The following is a 20525-nucleotide window of genomic DNA, read 5'->3' on the forward strand; positions in this document are numbered from 1 at the left end:
GGAAAAGATGGTTGCTATCTCAGCAGAAAAAACGAATGCAATACAAGCTATTTTTTCACGTAAAAAAGCGGTGATGGGTGTTATTCATTGTGACCCGTTCCCCGGTACGCCAAAATATCGTGGTAAATCAGTTAAGGATATTATTGAGCGTGCGCTTCGTGATGCTGAAAATTATATCGCGGGCGGCGTTCATGGCCTGATTGTGGAAAACCACGGCGATATTCCATTTTCTAAACCTGAAGATATTGGCCACGAAACGTCGGCACTGATGGCGGTGATTACCGAGAAAGTGCGCGAGCGTTTTGGCGTGCCGCTGGGAATTAACGTGCTGGCTAACGCCGCTATTCCGGCCATGGCCACTGCGCTGGCGGGCGGCGCTGACTTTATTCGCGTCAACCAGTGGGCCAATGCCTATATTGCCAACGAAGGCTTTATTGAAGGGGCGGCGGCGAAGGCGCTGCGCTATCGCAGCCAGCTGCGTGCCGAACATATTCGCGTCTTTGCCGACAGCCACGTTAAACACGGCAGCCACGCCATCGTTGCCGATCGCTCCATCCAGGAACTGACCCGCGACGTCGATTTTTTTGAGGCCGATGCGGTCATCGCCACCGGCCAGCGCACCGGCGACAGCGCGACAATGGAGGAAATTGACGAGATCCGCGCCGCTACCGAGCTGCCGCTGCTGGTCGGTTCCGGCGTCACGCCCGCCAACGTCTGCCAGATCCTCGGCCGCACCCAGGGCGTGATTGTTGCCAGTACGATGAAGGTCGACGGCGTGTGGTGGAACGACGTTGAGCTGGCGCGCGTTAAACACTTTATGTCCGTTGCTCAGGCTGCGCTGGAGGAAGCGTAATGGAAGCGTTCAGCGAAAGGCTGCTGCGCGAACATCAGGATGCCTGGCGGGCGATGCAGCAGCACCGTTTTGTGCTGGATATTGAACACGATCGCCTGCCGGAATCCGTGTTTAACCGCTATCTGGTGTTTGAAGGTAACTTCGTGGCAACGGCGATCGCGATATTTGCCCTTGGCGTCAGTAAGGCACCGGATATCCGCCAGCAGCGCTGGCTGATCGGCGTGCTGAACGCGCTGGTCGATACGCAAATCGCCTGGTTCGAGCGGGTGCTGGCGGAGCGCCGGGTCGATCCCGCCGACTACCCGGACGACCTGCCCGGCGTGCGGCGCTTCCGCGACGGCATGCTGTATACCGCGCAGCAGGGCAGCTACGCGCAGATTATCACCCTGATGTTCGGTGCCGAGTGGATGTACTACCACTGGTGCCGTCGGGTGAGCGAGCAGAGCCAGCAGGATGCCGACGTGCGGCGCTGGGTGGAGATGCATGCGGAAGAGGAGTTCTACCAGCAGGCCTGCTGGCTGAAAGAAGAGCTGGACCGCTGCGCCCACGGGCTGAGCGAAGCGGAAAAACAGGCACTGTCGGCGTTGTACGGCGACGTTCTGCAGTGGGAAATTGATTTCCATACTGCGGCCTACGTCGATTAATTAAGGGCTTACGCCTGGCTAATAGGCGGCTCGCGATGAGCCGCTTTCTTACATGCAGGCTGATTGGCTGGCTCGTTGACCGAGCGATCGTTTTTAACCATTGGGCATATCACGGCGTCATTTACCGTATCGTTCATGCCTGCCGATTAATGCCATCGCGCGGATACACCCTACACCGTTGGGAAGCACTACTCATTCGATAATCTCTGCCCTGATGGGAACCCGGGTTGATTCGATAATCGTTCTTCCAGAGGATCGTCGGCGCACCATCATTCATCGCCATGCACTGAAACGGTGCCGTTTTATGCGCGATCCCCGTTCTGACTTTGCTGCTCTTTCCCCCGCAGTACCCGCGCCGCCTGCCGCCGTGTTTTTTGCGCAGATGGCATATGAATTGCAATTGTATATACAAGATTATACATCTACACTTTTCTGATAAATCAATCTCACACACTGCTGTCGCGGCAGTGGCCTGAACCGTGGCCTTCGGGCGGCGGCAACGATCTTCCATTAACGGAGCGGAGTTCAGATGTCTCAGATTCAAATAGAAAAGCTGGCAAGAAAAGAGGCCCTGCAGCTGGGGGTGTATAACGCCGGGATGTCGGACGATGCGGTGCGTGAAACCTGGCAGGTCGACCATATTACCCGCCTGGGAAGCAACGAGAACCCGCTTGGGGCCAGCCCGCTGGTGGCGGTGGCGCTGCGCGCCGATCTGGGCCATACCGGCATCTACTCTGACTCCGCCAGCCTGAAACTGCGCCATGCGCTGGCGGAACTGACCTCGGCGGAGGCCGGACGCATTGTGATTGGCAACGGTTCGGAGGAGCTGCTGAAGCTGCTCTGCCTGGCCTTTATCAATCCCGGCGAGCGGGTGGTGACGCTGGAGCCGTCCTTCGGGCTGCATCAGATCTATCCACAGATGATGGGCGCACAGGTTGAACTGGTGCCGGTGAATCAGCAGATGGAATTCGATCTGCCCGCCTGGCAGCAGGCACTGAGTCAGCCGACCAAAATGCTGATCCTCAGCAACCCTTCTAACCCGGTGGGCTGCATGCTGTGCCGCGAGGATTTCACCCGGCTGATTGAACAGGCACCGCAGGACTGCATTCTGGTGATTGATGAAGCCTACTACGAATACTGCCATCACCTGAGTGACTACCCGGACAGCCTCAACGTGCTGGCAGCCCAGCCGCGCCCGTGGATTGTGCTGCGCACCTTCTCAAAGGCGTGGGGGCTGGCCGGGCTGCGCGTGGGTTACGGTATTGCCAGCGACGAAGCGCTGGCCGGGGTGATCAACCGCGTGCGGACGCCGTTTAATATTAACCGTTCGGCGCAGGCGGCGGCGCTGGCCGCATTGCAGGACCCGGCCCACGTTGCGGCCAGCGTGGCGCTGATCGCCGGACAGCGGGAATTGATGCGTCAGCAGCTGATTGAGCTGGGCTATCAGGTTGCCCCTTCCGTGGCTAACTTCCTGTTCTTCCGTGCGGGCGGAGACAGCCGCGATCTGGCAAAAAAACTGCTCGAACACGGGATCATCGTGAAGCCGTGGCGTGAAGCTGGTTATACTGACTGGGTGCGGGTTTCCGTCGGTAGCCCGGAAGATAACCTAATTTTTATCAATGCGTTAAGGGGTATGTATGCTACTCAATGCGGCTGACCTGCGCCGTGAAGCCCGGCGCAGGCTGCCCGCCTTCGCCTTTAGCTATGTGGACGGCGGAGCGGAAGACGAAACCACGCTGCAACACAACCAGGATGTATTCCGTCGCTGGATGTTCGCCCCGGCGGTGTTACAGGATGCGTCCAGCCGCGACACCGGCACGAATGTGGGACAAACCCGGCTGGCGGCACCGCTGCTGGTCGCGCCGACCGGCTATAACGGCATGCTGCGCCATCAGGCCGACCAGATGATCGCCCGCGCGGCTGCCGGGCAGGGGATTGGCTACATTCAGAGTACGGTATCGACTGCTTCAATGGAGGAAATCGCCGCGGCGTCCAACGGCGACCGCTGGTTCCAGCTTTACGTGCTGAAAGATCGTAATGTCACCCGCAATTTGCTGGAGCGCGCGCGGCAGGCGGGCTGTACGGCACTGGTGGTTTCGGTGGACGCGGTGCATTTCGGCAACCGCGAGCGCGACAAGCGCCACTACCGGCGGCCAATGAAGCTCTCCCTCGCGGCGATGGCGAATATTGCTACCCATCCAGGCTGGGTGATGCGCACGCTGATGCCACAGGGGATGCCGGGCTTTGGCAATCTTAAACCCTATATCCCGGCAGAATATCAGCGCGGGGCGGGCGGTGCGGCCTACTTTGCCAGCCAGATGGACTCGGCACTGAGCTGGGAGACCCTCGCCTGGGTTCGTGAAATCTGGCAGGGGCCGCTGTATATCAAGGGAATTATGACGGTTGACGACGCGCTGGCAGCTCAGCGGCTGGGGGCGGAGGGTATTGTGCTGTCGAACCACGGCGGTCGCCAGCTGGACGGTACGCACAGTCCGATGCTGGTGCTGCCTGCGGTGCGGGCGGCGGTGGGGCCGGACTTCAGCGTGCTGATCGACAGCGGCTTCCGGCGCGGAACCGACGTGGTCAAAGCGCTGGCGCTGGGGGCCGATGCGGTGCTGCTTGGCCGACCGCTGCTGTACGCCGTTGCCGCCGGTGGCGAAGCGCTGGTGGCCAGTACAATCGCTACGATGAAGCAGGAAATCGACCGAACGCTGGCGCAGCTGGGCTGCCGTTCGGTCAAAGAGCTACATGCCGGACTGTTGCACCGCGTCTGAGCTTAAATCGCTGCCAGATAGCCGCCGTCCACGTAGAGGATCTGCCCGGTGATATAGCGGGCAGCCGGGGAGCAGAGGAACACCACCGCCCCGGCAAGATCCTCCAGCTCGCCGAAGCGGCCCAGCGGAATTTTTGCCTGCATGCTCTTCACCCAGGCCGCATCCTGATAAAAGGCCTGGGTCATCTCCGTTTCAAAATACCCCGGCGCAATGCCATTCACCCGGATACCCAGCGGTGCCCACTCGGTGCTTAATGCCCGGGTCATGCCGGTCAGCCCCGATTTAGAGCTGCCGTAGGCGGTAGCACCCGGCACGCCGACCGCGCTGGTCAGCGAACAGAGGTTAATAATGGTTCCGCCTTCTCGCCGGGTCATACTGCGTGCCGCCGCCTGCGCACAGAAAAACGCGCCCTTCAGGTTGGTGGCAATAATGGTGTCCCACAGCGCTTCGTCGGCATCCAGTGACGGGCAGATTTGCTCGGTCCCGGCGTTGTTAATCAGGATGTCGATATCACCCATCTCCGCCAGACAGCGCTGGATATCGTCGGTGCGGGTCACATCCAGCACATGGCCCTCAGCGCTAAAGCCCTGCGCCTGAAGTTCCGCCACGGCCCGATCCACCGTATCCGATGACCGCCCGGTGACGATCACGCTTGCCCCGGCCTGCGCCAGCGCGGTGGCCAGCGCCAGGCCGATCCCGCGCGTTGCCCCGGTGACCAGTGCGCGCCTGCCGCTCAGGGAAAAGCTGTTCATCACATTCATGGTATGACCACCGTCTTCAGATAGGAGGATTTGCCCTGGATCAGCATCTCGTAAGCCTGCGGCACGTCGTCCAGCGACACCGGCGGGCCGATCAGCGTGCGCAGCCCGTCGGCCAGATCGGCCATCAGTTCCAGCGCGGCCTGCTGCTCGCTCTGAAACACGCTGCAGCCGGTCAGGGAGATTTCCCGCTCAACCAGCTGATTGAAGTCCAGCTCGCCGTCGTGGTGAAAAATACCTACCAGCGCCACATGCCCGCCGGAGGTGATGCCGCCGACCAGCTGCTGCAGCACGCTGCCGATCCCGGTGGCTTCCACGGCGAAGTCATAGTCGCCGTCTTCGGCCAGCGGGATCAGGGCGGCGATTCGCCCCCGGCGCGCCGCGTTCGGTTCGCTCAACTGCACCCGGCACTGACGTGTATGGTGCAGCAGCAGCGCCACCAGGCCGCCAATGGTGCCGCCTCCGGCGACGCGGACCCGGCTGCCCGGTGGCGGATTCAGCTGATTAACGACCCGCAGCGCCACACCCAGCGGTTCGCTGAGTACGGCGATATCATCCGCTACCTCGTCCGGCACCCGCAGCAGGCCGCTGACCGGCAGCACCACCTGCTCGGCGAAACCGCCGTCACACACCTCACCGACAAAGCCCAGCGAGGTGCAGAGGTTGTGCGCGCCGCGCAGGCAGGCGGGGCAGGTGCCGCACCAGACGCGCGAATCGGCCACCACGCGGGTTCCAGGAGCGAAGCCTGCCGCGTCGTCCGCCGCTTCGGTGACCACGCCAAACAGCTCGTGGCCGGGGGTGACCGGCAGGGCGGCCATCCATTTCCCGGTGCGATAGTTGTGGATGTCGGAACCGCAGATCCCGGCGGCCCGCACCTGAATGCGCACCTGACCGGCCGCCAGCACCGCCGGTGATTTTTCTTCCACCCGCAGATCGCCAACGCCGTAAAGCTGTACCGCTTTCATCGCTTATGCCTCCGTCAGCAGGCCGTCCAGCCAGTGAGAGAAATCATCATCGCCGCCGCTGCCCAGCATCACGGCCATCGCCAGGCCAATCGTTGAACTGACCGGATTATGCTGGCTGGCCGATCCGGCACGCAGGCTCATCACCAGCGTCGGGCAGCAGAACAGCGCCAGGCGCATAATTTGCTGCCAGTTCGCGGGCAGCCAGCCTTTGGCTTTCAGCGCGGCCAGCAGCGGCTTCCAGTACAGCTCGCCTTTACTATCAAGGAACGCCTGGCGCAGCGGCGTCAGCTGCCAGTCGTGCTCCACCTCCAGCGTATCGCCATCGCGACGAACGCTGACCCGATAGATTTCCGCCGCCTGCGCCGGTTCATACAGCCAGCAGGGATGGGCAAAAATGTTGTGGAAGGTGGCTTTGATCTCGGCCAGCAGCGCCGGAATATGGCTACCGGCAAAGGCCGGATCGAAGCTGACCAGCTGCGGCACGCCGTCCTGGGAATCAAACCAGACGTTGGCATTGTGCGCGTCGCCGTGCGCCACCACCACGCCGTGATGGGCCAGTGCGGCGGGTGCAAGGATCTGTCCGGCGTCCAGGAACAGCTGGCGCAGCGTATGCTGATAGGTCACGCCGTTGATGCGCCACCGCAGGTTGCTCAGGCTCTGCCACGGCAGCGTAAGCTCACCGAGAGTGAAGTCCTGATTGACGTAGAAGCCGTCAACCCGTCCGCCCAGCCCGGCGGTGTGGCCCGGCGAAACCAGCCGGTTCCAGAACAGCTGGTGAATAGACTCGGCCTCCACCTGGCTGACCTGCGCCTGTTGCAGCGTCGGCAGCGTATGCGCGAGGATTTCCGCGTCGGCGCGGCGCTGGGCATCGACCACCGGGGCCATACCCTGCCAGTCGGCATTGGCTTCAATTTCGCGGCAGACATCGGCCAGCCGCTTTTCATCACGCAGGGCATACAGCAGGATCTGACGCCCCGGCTCGCCGCAGGCATAGATCGGCACATCCACGCGGAAGCCGTGCTCGCGCAGCAGCTCGGCGCGGTAGTACTCCTCAATGGTGTGCTCTTCGCCTTCTTCGTGGTGATACTTAAAGAACAGGGTGCGGCCATCGGCCAGCGTCACGCGGCCGTTGAGCGAGTTCAGGCTGTACTGATCGCGATTGATGTGCAGGCCGGTCGCCTGCACGCCGGTGACTTCAGTAATCAGCTGGCTGAGCTTCTCGCTGGCCTGCTGCCAGTCACCCTGCTGCGTCAGGCGGCGCGCCTCCGCCGCTAACGGCGCGAGCGGCTCAGTCATGATTCTCTCCTTTCAGCAGGCGATCGCGCAGTTCAGAGACGGCCAGCGCATGGCCCGGGAAGCCTTCGTACTCGGCAAAACGTTTGGCTTTGGTGGCCAGCTGCTGATAGCCCGCGCGGGTAACGTAGCCGACGGAGATGCGCTTCATGTAATCGAACACCGACAGCGGCCCGGCGGTTTTGGCGGCGCTGTTGGTCGGCAGGACGGCATTTGGCCCCAGCACGAAGTTACCCAGGGTGATCGGCGTGTGTTCGCCCAGCAGAATTTCCCCGGCGTTGCGGATTTGCGTCATCACCGCCATCGGTTCCTCGGCCAGGATCTCCAGATGCTCGGGTGCATACTGATTGACGAACTCCACGGCGGTGGCGAAATCTTTGGTCAGCACCACGCCGCCGTGGGTGCCGCCCAGTACGCTGCGTGAGAACCCGGCGCGTTTTTCACCGATGGTGTCCCAGTAGCCCGGCAGCGCGGCAATCGCTTCTTCCGCCACGCGGCGGCTGGAGGTGACCAGATACGCCGAGGAGTCCGGGCCGTGCTCGGATTCGATCAGCAGATCCAGCGCCGCCAGCGCACCGTTGACGGAGTCATCGGCGAGGATCAGACTTTCGCTTGGGCCAGCCGGAATACCCGGGTCGATCAGATTAGACAGCTGGCGCTTGGCGGCCACCACCCACGGGCTGCCCGGGCCGACGATTTTCAGGCATTTCGGCACCGACTGCGTGCCGTAAGCCACCGCCGCCACGCCCTGCGCGCCGCCGCATTTATACACTTCCTTGATGCCAACCAGACGCGCGGCGATCAGCGTGGCATCATCCACGCGGCCATCGGGGCCAGGCGGGGTGATCACCACCGGGCGCGGTACTCCGGCCACCACGGCAGGCACGGTGGTCATAATCAGTACGCTGGGGAACGAGCCTTTGCCGCGCGGCACGTAGCAGGCCACCGCATCGATCGGCACATGACGGTCCCCGGCGAATGCGCCCGGGCGCATCTCTTTCCACCACATCTCTTCAGGCTTTTGCGCTTCGTGGAAGGCGCGCACGTTCTCTACCGAGAAGCGAATCGCCTCGATCACTTCGGCATCAACGCGCGCAAAGGCTTCTTCGAACTCATGTTCTTCAGCACGTACCGAGAAGCTTTCCGGCTGCACGCCGTCAAACTCACGGGCGAAACGGATCAGCGCGCTGTCGCCTTCCTCCTTCACCGCCGCAATAATCGGCTTCACCTTTTCAACGAAAAATGACAGGTCGGATTCAGTGCGTTTGAAAAGGTCAGCGGGTAATTCAGTTGAAGCCGACAGGTCGTGGAATGTCACAGACATAGTGTTACCTTTTTCAGTTAGCCAATCGCGTGTTGTTGAATGCGGCTCAGCACGTCGTGCTGCAGCTCGATAAATTCCGGGGTACGGTTAATGCTTTCATGGCGCGGGCGCGGCAGGTTGACGTCGAAAGTGGAATCGATATGCCCCTGGCCCATCACCACGATACGGTCGGAAAGCCAGACCGCTTCCTCGATGTCGTGGGTGACAAACATCACCGTCAGGCGATGCTTTTCCCAAATCTCCACCAGCAGCTGCTGCATCTGATGGCGGGTCATGGCATCCAGCGCGCCAAACGGCTCGTCCATCAGCAAAATTTTCGGCCGGTACGACAGCGCCCGGGCAATCGCCACGCGCTGTTTCATGCCGCCGGAAAGCTCACCCGGCCAGCGATCGGCCGCGTTGCCGAGCTTAACCAGCTCCAGATGTTGCTGGGCGATATCACGGCACTCGCTGGCCGGGGTGCCCGCCGCCTTGAGGGCAAACTCGATATTGCCGCGCGCGGTCAGCCACGGCAGCAGGGTGTAGGACTGAAACACCACACCGCGATCCAGCCCCGGGCCTTCAATCGGCACGCCGTCGACCAGCACATCGCCGCCGTCAAAATCCTCCAGCCCGGCGGCAATCGACAGCAGAGTACTCTTACCGCAGCCGGAGGTGCCGACGATCGACACGAACTCATTGTCGTTCAGCGTCAGGTCAATGCCGTGCAGCACGCGGCGGTAGCTCTTGCCGAGGGGAAAACTTTTTTCCAGCTTGTTTAGCGTTAGCGTCGCCATCAGGAACGTCTCCGGTTATAGCGGAACAGCACGCGCTCCAGGGCACGCATAATCTGGTCGGTGATCAGGCCCAGCAGGCCGAGCAGCAGGATGTAGCCGATAATGGTGTCGGTCTGGAAATAGCGCTGGGACACCACGATGCGGTAGCCAAGGCCCGAGGTGGAGGCCACCAGTTCGGCCAGCACCAGCCATGTCCAGGCCCAGCCGATGCTGATACGCAGGGCGTCCCAGATTGCGGGCAGGGCGGAGGGGATCACGATGCGCAGCAGGATCTTGCGGTCGGACATGCCCAGCGTACGGCCCAGGCCGATAAAATCGGGCGGCACGCGCTTCACGGCGTCGATCATCATCAGCACCTGCTGGAAGAAAGTGCCAATCCAGATCACCAGGAACTTCTGAAAATCGTCGGTGCCGGTCCACAGGATGGTCAGCGGCACAAAGGCCACCACCGGCATATAGCGGACAAAATCGACCAGCGGTTCAACGATGGCTTTCGCCAGGCCATAACAGCCCGCCAGTACGCCGATGACAATGGCCATCACCGATGAGATCGCAAAGGCGATAATAATGCGGTACAGACTGCTCTCGATATCACTCTGTAACGTGCCGTCTGCTGCCAGCGCGACCATCCGCTGCCAGACGCGTTCAATTCCCGGTAAGAAAATCGGTTTAATGGCGCCCATCGAGGTCGCCAGCCACCAGACAAAAATCAACAGGGCAAAGACGCCGATGGAGATGCTCAGGAACTGCGAGCGCGAAGGCGTTTTCCCGATAGTGAGCAGGTTGCTGCGTCTGCGGCGCTTTTTTGATTGCTGAGGTGTTTTTTGCTGCTCAACCACACTCATATTTCCTCCTGACATCTTTTCTCCCACCGTCAGGCGGCGGGAGAAAAGAGGGATGGCTACTGGTTATTAACGAAGCTGGCATCAATGGTCTGCTGCGGGGTTACCGGCTGGCTGACAATGCCGGCATCGGTCGCCGCTTTAAGCAGGTGAGGGAAGGTTTTTTCGCTAAAGTCGTGAGATAACAGCTTTTTATTATCCGCCAGAGAGAAGTATTTCACGCCGTCGAAGGCGGTATGCAGATCCTCCGGAGACGCACCAACCGCTTTGGAAATAATGGCGCGAGCCTCGGTGGTGTGGGCGTTGTAGTAATCCAGTGAGCTGTTCCAGGTTTTGATCAGCGCAGTAATCGCTTCCGGATGTTTTTTAATAAAATCGTCGTGAACCACCAGCACATCACTGATCAGGCCCGGATCGGACTGGCCGCTGTACAGCATCTTCAGGCTTGGGTCGCCTTTCATCGCCACGGTCAGATACGGTTCATAGGTCACGGCCGCCGGGACGCGTCCGGCGATAATGCTGCTGCCCGCTGAAGCCGCTGGCATGGGCACTGGTTTAATATCGGAGAACTTCATCCCGGCAGAGGCCAGCGCGCTGCGCAGCAGAATATCGCTGGTGGTGCCTTCTTCATAGGCCACCTGCTTGCCCTTCAGGTCCTGCAGCGTGGCGATATCCTTGTTCACCAGCATCGCATCGGCGGTATTACTCTGGTCCAGCACCATGACGATTTTGATCGGCAGACCGGCGGAGATCATCCCGATAGCGGTATGGGTGGCGATATTTGCGGCATCGATCTGTCCGCTGGCCAGCGCGGCGTTGATATCTTTGTCTTCGGCAAAGTTAATCACGTCGACTTTCTTCAGGCCCTGTTTTTCAAACAGCTTCTGATCCGCCGCAACATGCCACTGACCGTAGCCCAGCCAGGGTTCAACGCCCATTTTGACGGTGTCCGCTTCGGCGGCAAAAGCCGGAGCGGCCAGAGAGGAGAGCATCCCGGCACAGCACAGCGCGGCCAGCGAACGTTTCAATACACGGAGAGAATGCATAGCGGTTCCTTCTGTATTTCGTTTGGGATTTAGCTGGTAATTGTCCAGCCATGTATATACAAGCATATGCAAGAGCAATGCCAGACAATAACTGCCTGTAAACGGGCGTTTAATTAATATTTTCGCACTTTGTTGGTGCATATTACCGGCGCAGTGCACCATGGAAAGGCGGTTCATCGGATTTTATTCAAATAGAAAATATTTAATCAGGCAAAGGAAATAGCTGGAATTGTCTACCTGACTCACAATAAAGCGTAATCGGTGAAAATTACACAAAAGAGTCACCGGTATCATTGAGTATTTTTAGCTTTTTATCAATAAATTTATGGAGTTATGCATTGCTGGTGGGAGGGGTAATGCCATTGTGAATCGGAGTGGTCCGTCCATTGATTATGTTGTCGATTATCCTTTATGGCCGCTTAATGCTATTAACCTGGCGTATTAAACGCGATCAATCTCTTTTTAATTAGGCATTACCGATAATATTCACTTTTCCCGTTTTAAATTACGGTATTAAGTCCAGTGTGAGAAAACCGTATAAATATCAACAGCGACGGGCGGAAATAGCGTTGTAGCGATTACGTGCAGTAAAGATGGGTAGTTATGGGAGCATTGAACAACGTCCGATCCGTATTAAATGCCAGTGTGGAGCGACAGAAAAGGAGCGGCAGTGGCAGGATGTCGCTCCGGCCGAACAAGTTGGCCGACCGGAGCAATGGGCGTTATGCCCGCAGCGTATCGATATCAATCACGAAGCGATACTTCACGTCGCTTTTCAGCATCCGCTCGTAGGCCTCGTTAATCTGATTGATATTGATCAGCTCAATATCGGAGGTGATGTTGTGCTTACCGCAGAAATCCAGCATCTCCTGGGTTTCTTTAATGCCGCCAATCAGCGAACCGGCAATGCTGCGGCGTTTAAAGATCAGGTTGAACACCTGCGGAGACGGGTGGTCGTGTTCCGGTGCGCCAACCAGCGTCATGGTGCCGTCGCGGCGCAGCAGGGTGATAAACGGGTTGAGATCGTGCTGTGCGGCCACGGTGTTCAGGATAAAGTCGAAGCTGTTGGCATGTGCCGCCATCTGCTCTGGATCTTTCGAGATCACCACTTCATCCGCACCCAGGCGCTTACCGTCTTCGATTTTTGACGGCGAAGTGGTAAACAGCACAACGTGCGCGCCCATCGCATGGGCGATCTTCACGCCCATATGGCCCAAGCCGCCCAGGCCAACGATGCCGACTTTTTTACCCGGGCCAACGCCCCAGTGATTCAGCGGTGAATAGGTAGTGATACCGGCGCACAGCAGCGGCGCGGCGGCGGCAGGATCGAGGTTTTCCGGCACGCGCAGCACGAAGTCTTCATGCACAATCACCTGCGTGGAGTAGCCACCGTAGGTAATGTCGCCGCTGATGCGGTCCTGGCCGTTATAGGTGCCGACGAAGCCCTCTTCGCAGTACTGCTCCAGATCTTCTTTACAGCTGTCGCAGGTACGACAGGAGTCGACCAGGCAACCCACGCCGACCAGATCGCCCACCTTGTATTTATGGCCGTGTGCGCCCACGGCGGTCACGCGCCCAACGATTTCGTGGCCCGGCACGACCGGGAAAATGGTGTTACGCCATTCATTGCGCGCCTGGTGCAGGTCCGAGTGGCACACGCCACAGTACAGCACTTCAATTTGCACATCATGTTCCCGCAGTTCACGCGGCTGGAACTCGAACGGAGCCAGTTTGGATTTTGCGTCCTGGGCGGCATAAGCATGCGTAATGTTCATGGGTTTCTCCGGTAAATGATGAGATGGCGCAGGGCCACAGCGGCGGGAGAAAGGTGATGACACAGGCGGCCTTCCTCCACAAATGATGAGGGTAAAGCATAGTCCTGAAAGCATGACGAGGGGATGTCTAAACGTCGCTAAATCTTGCCTGTTTCTGCAAGATTTAACGCTGAATGTCAGAAAAGTAACGACAAAACGGATGAAAACTGCGGAAAGCAAAGAGGGCGGCACGCTGCCGCCCTCTCGATTTATTTCACCAGCAGCGGCTTGAGGAAGCGCGCGGTGTGGGACTTCTCGCACTCGGCCACGGTTTCCGGCGTGCCGGACACCAGGATTTCGCCGCCGCCGCTGCCGCCTTCCGGCCCCAGGTCAACGATCCAGTCGGCGGTTTTGATCACGTCGAGGTTGTGCTCAATCACCACGATGGTGTTGCCCTGGTCACGCAGCTGGTGCAGCACTTCCAGCAGCTGCTGGATATCGGCAAAGTGCAGACCGGTGGTCGGCTCATCCAGGATATACAGCGTCTGGCCGGTGCCGCGCTTGGACAGCTCGCGCGCCAGCTTAACGCGCTGCGCCTCACCGCCGGAGAGCGTGGTCGCCGACTGACCAAGGCGGATATAGGACAGGCCGACGTCGATCAGCGTTTGCAGCTTGCGTGCCAGCGCCGGAACGGCATCGAAGAACTCGCGCGCTTCTTCAATGGTCATCTCCAGCACTTCGTGGATGCTCTTGCCCTTGTACTTCACTTCCAGCGTCTCGCGGTTATAGCGCTTGCCCTTACACTGGTCGCACGGCACGTAGATATCCGGCAGGAAGTGCATCTCTACCTTCAGTACGCCGTCACCCTGGCAGGCTTCGCAGCGCCCGCCGCGCACGTTAAAGCTGAAGCGTCCCGGCGTGTAGCCGCGCGTACGCGACTCCGGCACTCCGGCAAACAGCTCGCGCACCGGGGTGAAAATCCCGGTATAGGTCGCCGGGTTAGAACGCGGGGTACGGCCAATCGGGCTTTGATCGATGTCGATCACCTTGTCGAAGTGCTCCATGCCGCTCACTTCGCGGTACGGGGCCGGTTCGGCAATGGTGGCACCGTTCAGCTGACGCTGGGCGATAGGGAACAGCGTATCGTTGATCAGCGTGGATTTGCCGGAGCCGGAAACTCCGGTAATGCAGGTGAACAGCCCGACCGGCAGGGTCAGCGTCACGTCCTTCAGGTTGTTGCCGGTCGCCCCGGTCAGCTTCAGCACCTTCTCCGGATCGCCTTTAACCCGCTCGGCGGGAATGGCAATGCCGCGCTTGCCGCTGAGGAACTGGCCGGTAAGGGATTCCTCAACCGCCATAATGTCGTCCACGGTGCCTTCCGCGACGATCTGCCCGCCGTGCACGCCCGCACCCGGTCCGATATCAATCACGTGATCGGCGGCGCGGATCGCGTCTTCATCATGCTCCACCACAATCACCGTATTGCCGAGATTGCGCAGGTGGACCAGCGTTTCCAGCAGGCGCTCGTTGTCGCGCTGATGCAGGCCGATCGACGGCTCATCCAGCACGTACATCACGCCAACCAGCCCGGCACCGATCTGGCTGGCCAGGCGGATACGCTGCGCCTCGCCGCCGGAGAGCGTTTCCGCCGAACGGGACATGGAAAGGTAGTTCAGACCGACGTTAACCAGGAAGCGCAGGCGATCGCCAATCTCTTTCAGCACCTTCTCGGCGATTTTGGCGCGCTGGCCGCTGAGCTTCATATTTTCGAAGAAGGTCATCGCGTGGCCGATGCTCATATCTGAAATGGTCGGCAGCGTGGTGTTTTCCACAAACACGTGGCGCGCTTCGCGACGCAGGCGGGTGCCGTTACAGCTGGCGCAGGCGCGGTTGCTGATAAACTTCGCCAGCTCTTCACGCACGGCGGAGGATTCCGTCTCTTTATAGCGGCGCTCCATATTGTGCAGCACGCCCTCAAACGGATGCCGACGCACCGAGGTATCACCGCGATCGTTAACGTATTTGAATTCGATATTCTCTTTGCCGGAGCCGTAAAGAATGACCTTACGGTCGTACTCTTTCAGCGAGCTGAACGGTGCTTCAATGTCAAAGCCGAGGTGATCGGCCAGCGAGCGCAGCATCTGGAAGTAGTAGAAGTTACGACGATCCCAGCCGCGAATGGCCCCACCGGCCAGCGACAGATCGGGGTTCTGCACCACGCGATCCGGATCGAAATACTGCTGCACGCCCAGCCCGTCGCAGGTCGGGCAGGCACCGGCGGGGTTGTTAAAGGAGAACAGGCGCGGTTCCAGCTCGCTCATGCTGTAGCCGCACACCGGGCAGGCGAAGTTGGCGGAGAACAACAGCTCTTCGGCCTTCGGATCGTCCATATCGGCCACGACGGCGGTGCCGCCGGACAGTTCCAGCGCGGTTTCAAACGACTCCGCCAGGCGCTGCGCCAGATCCTCACGTACCTTAAAGCGATCCACTACCACTTCAATGGTGTGCTTCTTCTGCAGCTCCAGCTTCGGTGGATCGGAAAGATCGCAGACTTCGCCATCGATACGCGCGCGGATATAGCCCTGGCTGGCGAGGTTTTCCAGCGTCTTGGTGTGCTCACCCTTACGCTCTTTAATAATCGGTGCCAGCAGCATCAGGCGGCGGCCTTCAGGCTGCGCCAGCACGTTGTCCACCATCTGGCTGACGGTCTGTGCGGCCAGCGTCACATCGTGATCCGGGCAGCGCGGCTCGCCGACGCGGGCAAACAGCAGGCGCAGGTAGTCGTGAATTTCAGTAATGGTCCCGACGGTGGAACGCGGGTTGTGTGAGGTGGATTTCTGCTCAATTGAGATCGCCGGTGACAGCCCCTCAATATGGTCAACGTCCGGCTTTTCCATCAGCGAAAGGAACTGACGCGCATAGGCGGAGAGCGACTCCACGTAGCGGCGCTGGCCCTCGGCATACAGCGTATCGAACGCCAGCGAGGATTTCCCGGAACCTGACAGGCCGGTGACGACGATCAGTTTATCGCGCGGAATGATCAGGTTAATATTTTTCAGATTGTGGGTGCGGGCACCCCGTACTTCGATCTTATCCATTCACAATTCCCGGATTAGCACAAACCTCACCATGCCTGCCCGGCATGGCCAGAAAAGAAACACGTCATTATGGCACAAAAAAACCTGAATGGATAACCAGTGTTTTGGCGTCAGGTGCCATCCCGGTCGATCCGCTTTCTGCTGCGGTTTTGCTCCCCGATCGTTATGCGTTGTATTAAAAAAGAGTTTTCGATCCGCCTCGTAAACGCGGATCTCTGCACGTGTCATTAAGAGGTGTGCGTGTTAGAATTTTGCGCTTAGACTTAGTCAGACACATTTATCGGAGACAGCAACATGGCCAGCAGAGGCGTAAACAAAGTTATTTTAGTTGGGAATCTGGGTCAGGATCCGGAAGTCCGCTACATGCCAAATGGCGGTGCCGTTGCCAACATTACTCTGGCTACGTCCGAAAGCTGGCGTGACAAGCAGACCGGTGAAACCAAAGAGAAGACCGAGTGGCACCGCGTTGTGCTGTTCGGCAAGCTGGCGGAAGTGGCCGGTGAATACCTGCGTAAAGGTTCTCAGGTTTATATCGAAGGCTCCCTGCAAACCCGCAAATGGACCGACCAGGCCGGTGTAGAAAAATACACCACCGAAGTTGTTGTTAATGTTGGCGGCACCATGCAGATGCTGGGCGGCCGTGCACAGGGCGGCGGCGCACCGGCAGGTGGCGGCCAGAACAACAATAACGGCTGGGGCCAGCCACAGCAGCCACAGGGCGGCAACCAGTTCAGCGGCGGCGCGCAGTCTCGCCCGCAGCAGCCACAGCAGAACAGCGCTCCGGCGAACAACGAACCGCCAATGGACTTTGATGACGATATCCCGTTCTAAGCAACAAAGAACGCAAGTTAAGTCCATGAAAAACCCTGCTTCGGCAGGGTTTTTTTATTCCAGCCACAGGCCTGGCTCAACCTTAAAACGCTTGTTATTTGCACAGTTTATGATTAGGTTAGCTTTAATATTTGCTAATTTTATATTATTAGCTGTACAGCTAATAACGAATTTAAGGCTAATAATATGGCTGGAATCAGGGCTGTAAGGCCTGGATTTAGAAGGCAGACTTTGGAAGCATTGATTAAAAGTCTGACTGATGCAATTGGAACCGATGCTGCTATTCATACAGTGTCAGTTCCTGAATCTGGTGCGTCCGAAACGTCTGCACCTGATGACGCAATCAACATTAAGATGCAAAACAGCGTACTGACTATTCATGTTGAGATCGTTAGTAGCGGTTATCCGAGAGATATCCGGAATGCAGTCAGGCGGTTAAATCTTCGCAAAAATGCGCATCGCCACCCTGGCGACATTATTGGTATGGTTGCCGCGCAATCCCTCAGTCCTGGATCTAAAAGGGAACTGAAGGAATCAGGTTTTGCCTATTACGAATCCGGTGGAAGCCTTTTCCTTAAACATGGTTTCTGGTTGATTAATATCGAAAAACCCTCAAATCCAGTTAGAAAGAAAGAGGGTGTGGTTGATCTGTTCACTGATGCGCGTGAAAACGTTGTCCATGCTCTGTTAATGCACAATGATACCTGGCTATCAGGAACGGAGTTAGCGAGGCTTGCCCAAACATCTCAATACACTTGTTCATTGGTTTTGCAGGAACTCATTTTGCGGGAATGGGTTAATGAGGAAGGTAAAGGGCCGGGCAAACGTAGAAAGCTGATACGACCCGGGCTGCTCCTGGACGCCTGGGTTGAAAACTGGCGGGGGCGTAATGCTCAGGAATCCAGATGGTATACCTTCGTTGAAAATCCTGGCCTCCTGCTGGGTGAGCTTGCCGAAAGGATAGATACACATCAAATTGATTTCGCCTGGGCTTTCACCGGGACAGCTGCAGCCAATACGATTGTGCCTGTACTGACGGGGACAGATAGTGCAGAAATCGTTGTGGCTGATGGTGACGGCCATTTGATGGCGGAAGCACTGAATCTTAAACCAGCCCCAAAGGGGGCCAATATCTCGCTGGTCGAACGCCGGGGGGCGAGCTTACTTTTCCGCAGTAAGTGCGCAGATCGTCTGGGTTATTTTGCCAGTCCATACATTCTGTATTTGGACTTGCTAAATGGACGTGGGCGCAATAAAGAACTGGCTGATAGCTTTAGAAAACACCTGGAGTTGTTATGGCAAAGGAACTGAAACCTCGTACTGCATCAGGGTACGATACTGACGTTACTCTCGCGTGTGAGAGAACGCTTTTGACACTGCTCAGTGCATTTGGAAATTTGAAGGATACGCTACGCCTGGTGGGTGGATTGGTGCCACGTTACCTTACCCCTGAATCCCCTCCTGATGTGCCGATGCACGTTGGGACTTCTGATGTAGATATTGTGCTAAATCTTGAAGTATTGGCCGTTGGAAATGAATACACCAGTCTGGCGGATCAGCTAAAGGCTCGGGGATTTGAACGATGGCTGGAAGATGGAAAGGCGGCATCCTGGAGATGGCGAAGGAGGGTCGATAAGCAGATTGAGGTGGTTGTCGAACTTCTTCGCGATGCAGGGAATGATACTCCGGGTAGGACGGCCAGTGTCAGCGGTGAGTCGGTATCTGCTCTCACAATCAAACATGTTGGGATCGTAAATGATTGGTATCAGGAGCGAGAAGTTGCCGCGGAACTTCTGGATGGCGGTGGCATGTCTGTAGACATGGTGCGTTTTGCGGATGTTCCATCTTTTGTGATCCTGAAGGCTATTGCGCTGGACCAGCGGCAGGAAAATAAAGATGCTGCCGACCTTATTCACGTTATTCGGTATTCAGGCTCGGTTAAAGAAGTTGCTGCACTTTTTGTCGTTCGGATTCGATCGAGGCTGCATCAGGAGGCACTCAGGGATGGATTAGCCGCACTGGCACGGCGTTTCTGCGATGACGACTACGGTGAGGGCTTTGAAAAAGTGGGGGCTGTTGCCTACGCTCGATTTTTTTCCATTGAGAATGATGACGAACGTATTCTCGCACAGCGCTATGCATCAGGGTTAATTCAGGCATTGCTGCATGAGATTCAGGCCCAGACAGAGCAGTCAGCCGTATAACGCGTGGTGTGGTATTTTCCTCCTGTCATTAACAGGCACCAAGCCCAGAATTAAGCTTGATGCCTGTAGTGAAAATCAACGATTTTGCCAACGACGACGAGGGTTAACTCGCCGTCTCAACACACACCGCAGAAGAAGAGCGCAGCACGCGCAGCCCCATCAGAACGATAAGCACCATCACCAGCCCGGCGATCATCGCCACGCTGAATCCGGCCCGTGCGCCGTGGAGATCGATAACCATCCCCGCCAGCACGCTGCCCAGCGCCACGCCGAGGCTGATGCCGGTGGTCATCCACGTCAGCCCTTCGGTAATCCTGGAAGGCGGCAGAATCGTGGTGCCGATATTCATCACAATAACCATCGTTGGCGCAAACGACACACCGGCAAAAAACAGCGTTAGAGCCAGCACGTAAACGTTGGGGGATAAAATCGGGAACAGTGTCGTTACCGCCATCACCACGCCGCCGCACAGGAACTGCTTCTCAATCGGTGCGGTAATTTTTAGCGTGCCGAACAGCAGTCCGGCGATCATCGAACCCAGCGCATAGGCGGCCAGCACAAAGCTGGCGGCAGATGGCCAGCCCTGCATATTGGCGAAGGCCACCACCGCCACCTCAACCGAACCGGCAATCACCCCCAGCGCCAGCAGCGCGAAGACGATGGTGCGTACGCCGGGGATCAGCAGGGTCGAGCTGGTCTGCTTACCCAGGCCTTCCACCACCTTCGGCTCGGTCTGTTTCTGCATCAAAAAGGCAGTGATGCCAACGATCAGCAGCAGCAGCGCCACCAGCGGCCCGGCTTCGGGGAAGACGCTGGTACTGAGCACGATGGCTACCGGCGGGCCGATGGTAAACACCAGCTCGGTAATTACCGTATCCAGCGAGAACGCGGTGTGCAGCTGCGGCCTGCCGCGGAAAAGCTGTAGCCAGCGGGCGCGAATCATTGCCGGCATACTCGGCATCGCACCGGCCAGCAGCGCCAGAATAAACAGCAGCGGAGCGGGTGCCTGCATATACACCGCGACAATCAGCGCCATCAGCATGCCGATACTGTAGGCGGTGACATAGGGCAGTACCCGGCTTTGCCCGCGTCGGTCTACTACCTTGGAAATCTGCGGGCCAACCAGCGCATTTGCCAGCGTGTAAACCCCGGCCACGGCACCGGCCAGCCAGTACTGTCCGGTCTTCTGCACCAGCATGGTCACAATGCCGATGCCGATCATCGCCTGCGGTAGGCGCACAATAGTACTCGCGACCGCCAGCCCCAGTGCTCCGGGTGTGGCAAACAGTGCGCGATAGGGATTAGCCATGAAGTCTCCTGTTATTCTCTGATGCCGATCAGCATCCCGCAGCGTGCGGTATGT

17 protein-coding genes are annotated in these 20525 nt (G+C 58.3%); 7 read left to right on the forward strand and 10 right to left on the reverse strand.

Annotated elements, in window-relative coordinates:
- Positions 1–7 precede the first annotated feature (7 nt).
- From IBT47_RS17300 to IBT47_RS17315, 4 genes are all read left to right on the forward strand, one after another.
- Positions 8–853 carry a BtpA/SgcQ family protein gene (locus IBT47_RS17300; RefSeq protein ID WP_200561714.1) on the forward strand — a complete coding sequence of 282 codons (846 nt, stop codon included), beginning with the start codon at positions 8–10 and terminating at the stop codon, positions 851–853.
- A complete protein-coding gene (locus IBT47_RS17305; protein WP_200561716.1) occupies positions 853–1497 on the forward strand; it encodes a TenA family protein in 645 nt (214 codons plus the stop codon). The genes IBT47_RS17300 and IBT47_RS17305 overlap by 1 nt, the downstream gene beginning before the upstream one ends.
- 529 nt (positions 1498–2026) lie before the next feature.
- Positions 2027–3154, forward strand: coding sequence for a histidinol-phosphate transaminase (hisC, locus tag IBT47_RS17310; protein WP_200561718.1), 1128 nt, complete (start codon positions 2027–2029; stop codon positions 3152–3154).
- Positions 3135–4271 carry an alpha-hydroxy acid oxidase gene (locus tag IBT47_RS17315; RefSeq protein ID WP_200561720.1) on the forward strand — a complete coding sequence of 379 codons (1137 nt, stop codon included), beginning with the start codon at positions 3135–3137 and terminating at the stop codon, positions 4269–4271. Before hisC ends, IBT47_RS17315 begins: the two co-directional genes overlap by 20 nt.
- A gap of 2 nt (positions 4272–4273) precedes the next feature.
- Here IBT47_RS17315 and IBT47_RS17320 read toward each other — a convergent pair whose 3' ends face one another.
- The 9 genes from IBT47_RS17320 to uvrA all read right to left on the reverse strand — a co-directional run bounded on the left by IBT47_RS17320 (position 4274) and on the right by uvrA (position 16127).
- A complete protein-coding gene (locus IBT47_RS17320; protein ID WP_200561722.1) occupies positions 4274–5032 on the reverse strand; it encodes an SDR family NAD(P)-dependent oxidoreductase in 759 nt (252 codons plus the stop codon).
- Positions 5029–5994 carry a zinc-binding dehydrogenase gene (locus IBT47_RS17325; RefSeq protein WP_105592268.1) on the reverse strand — a complete coding sequence of 322 codons (966 nt, stop codon included), beginning with the start codon at positions 5992–5994 and terminating at the stop codon, positions 5029–5031. Before IBT47_RS17325 ends, IBT47_RS17320 begins: the two co-directional genes overlap by 4 nt.
- 3 nt (positions 5995–5997) lie before the next feature.
- The gene (locus tag IBT47_RS17330; protein ID WP_200561724.1) at positions 5998–7290 is read right to left on the reverse strand and encodes a hypothetical protein; all 1293 of its coding nucleotides are present in this window, start codon (positions 7288–7290) and stop codon (positions 5998–6000) included.
- The gene (gene hisD / locus IBT47_RS17335; protein WP_105592266.1) at positions 7283–8611 is read right to left on the reverse strand and encodes a histidinol dehydrogenase; all 1329 of its coding nucleotides are present in this window, start codon (positions 8609–8611) and stop codon (positions 7283–7285) included. Before hisD ends, IBT47_RS17330 begins: the two co-directional genes overlap by 8 nt.
- 17 nt (positions 8612–8628) lie before the next feature.
- The gene (locus IBT47_RS17340) at positions 8629–9387 is read right to left on the reverse strand and encodes an ABC transporter ATP-binding protein (protein WP_105592265.1); all 759 of its coding nucleotides are present in this window, start codon (positions 9385–9387) and stop codon (positions 8629–8631) included.
- Positions 9387–10232 carry an ABC transporter permease gene (locus IBT47_RS17345; protein WP_105592264.1) on the reverse strand — a complete coding sequence of 282 codons (846 nt, stop codon included), beginning with the start codon at positions 10230–10232 and terminating at the stop codon, positions 9387–9389. The genes IBT47_RS17340 and IBT47_RS17345 overlap by 1 nt, the downstream gene beginning before the upstream one ends.
- Before the next feature lie 56 nt (positions 10233–10288).
- Complete coding sequence (locus IBT47_RS17350) at positions 10289–11275, reverse strand: ABC transporter substrate-binding protein (protein ID WP_200561726.1); 987 nt, start codon at positions 11273–11275, stop codon at positions 10289–10291.
- 722 nt (positions 11276–11997) lie between these two features.
- A complete protein-coding gene (locus IBT47_RS17355; protein ID WP_105592262.1) occupies positions 11998–13050 on the reverse strand; it encodes an NAD(P)-dependent alcohol dehydrogenase in 1053 nt (350 codons plus the stop codon).
- A gap of 248 nt (positions 13051–13298) precedes the next feature.
- Entirely contained in the window at positions 13299–16127 is a 2829-nt protein-coding gene (uvrA, locus tag IBT47_RS17360) for an excinuclease ABC subunit UvrA (protein WP_200561728.1), read from the reverse strand.
- Between the two features lie 294 nt (positions 16128–16421).
- Between uvrA and ssb1 the strand changes: the two genes are divergently transcribed.
- The 3 genes from ssb1 (at position 16422) to IBT47_RS17375 (ending at position 19162) form a co-directional block, all read left to right on the forward strand.
- Positions 16422–16958 carry a single-stranded DNA-binding protein SSB1 gene (gene ssb1, locus IBT47_RS17365; protein ID WP_200561730.1) on the forward strand — a complete coding sequence of 179 codons (537 nt, stop codon included), beginning with the start codon at positions 16422–16424 and terminating at the stop codon, positions 16956–16958.
- Between the two features lie 231 nt (positions 16959–17189).
- Positions 17190–18269 carry a type IV toxin-antitoxin system AbiEi family antitoxin gene (locus tag IBT47_RS17370; protein ID WP_234471957.1) on the forward strand — a complete coding sequence of 360 codons (1080 nt, stop codon included), beginning with the start codon at positions 17190–17192 and terminating at the stop codon, positions 18267–18269.
- Positions 18254–19162, forward strand: coding sequence for a hypothetical protein (locus IBT47_RS17375; protein ID WP_200561734.1), 909 nt, complete (start codon positions 18254–18256; stop codon positions 19160–19162). Before IBT47_RS17370 ends, IBT47_RS17375 begins: the two co-directional genes overlap by 16 nt.
- A 103-nt stretch (positions 19163–19265) precedes the next feature.
- Here IBT47_RS17375 and IBT47_RS17380 read toward each other — a convergent pair whose 3' ends face one another.
- Entirely contained in the window at positions 19266–20471 is a 1206-nt protein-coding gene (locus tag IBT47_RS17380) for an MFS transporter (protein WP_200561736.1), read from the reverse strand.
- Between the last annotated feature and the right edge of the window lie 54 nt (positions 20472–20525).

The organism is Erwinia sp. S43, from assembly GCF_016624745.1.
Taxonomy (GTDB): domain Bacteria; phylum Pseudomonadota; class Gammaproteobacteria; order Enterobacterales; family Enterobacteriaceae; genus Erwinia; species Erwinia coffeiphila.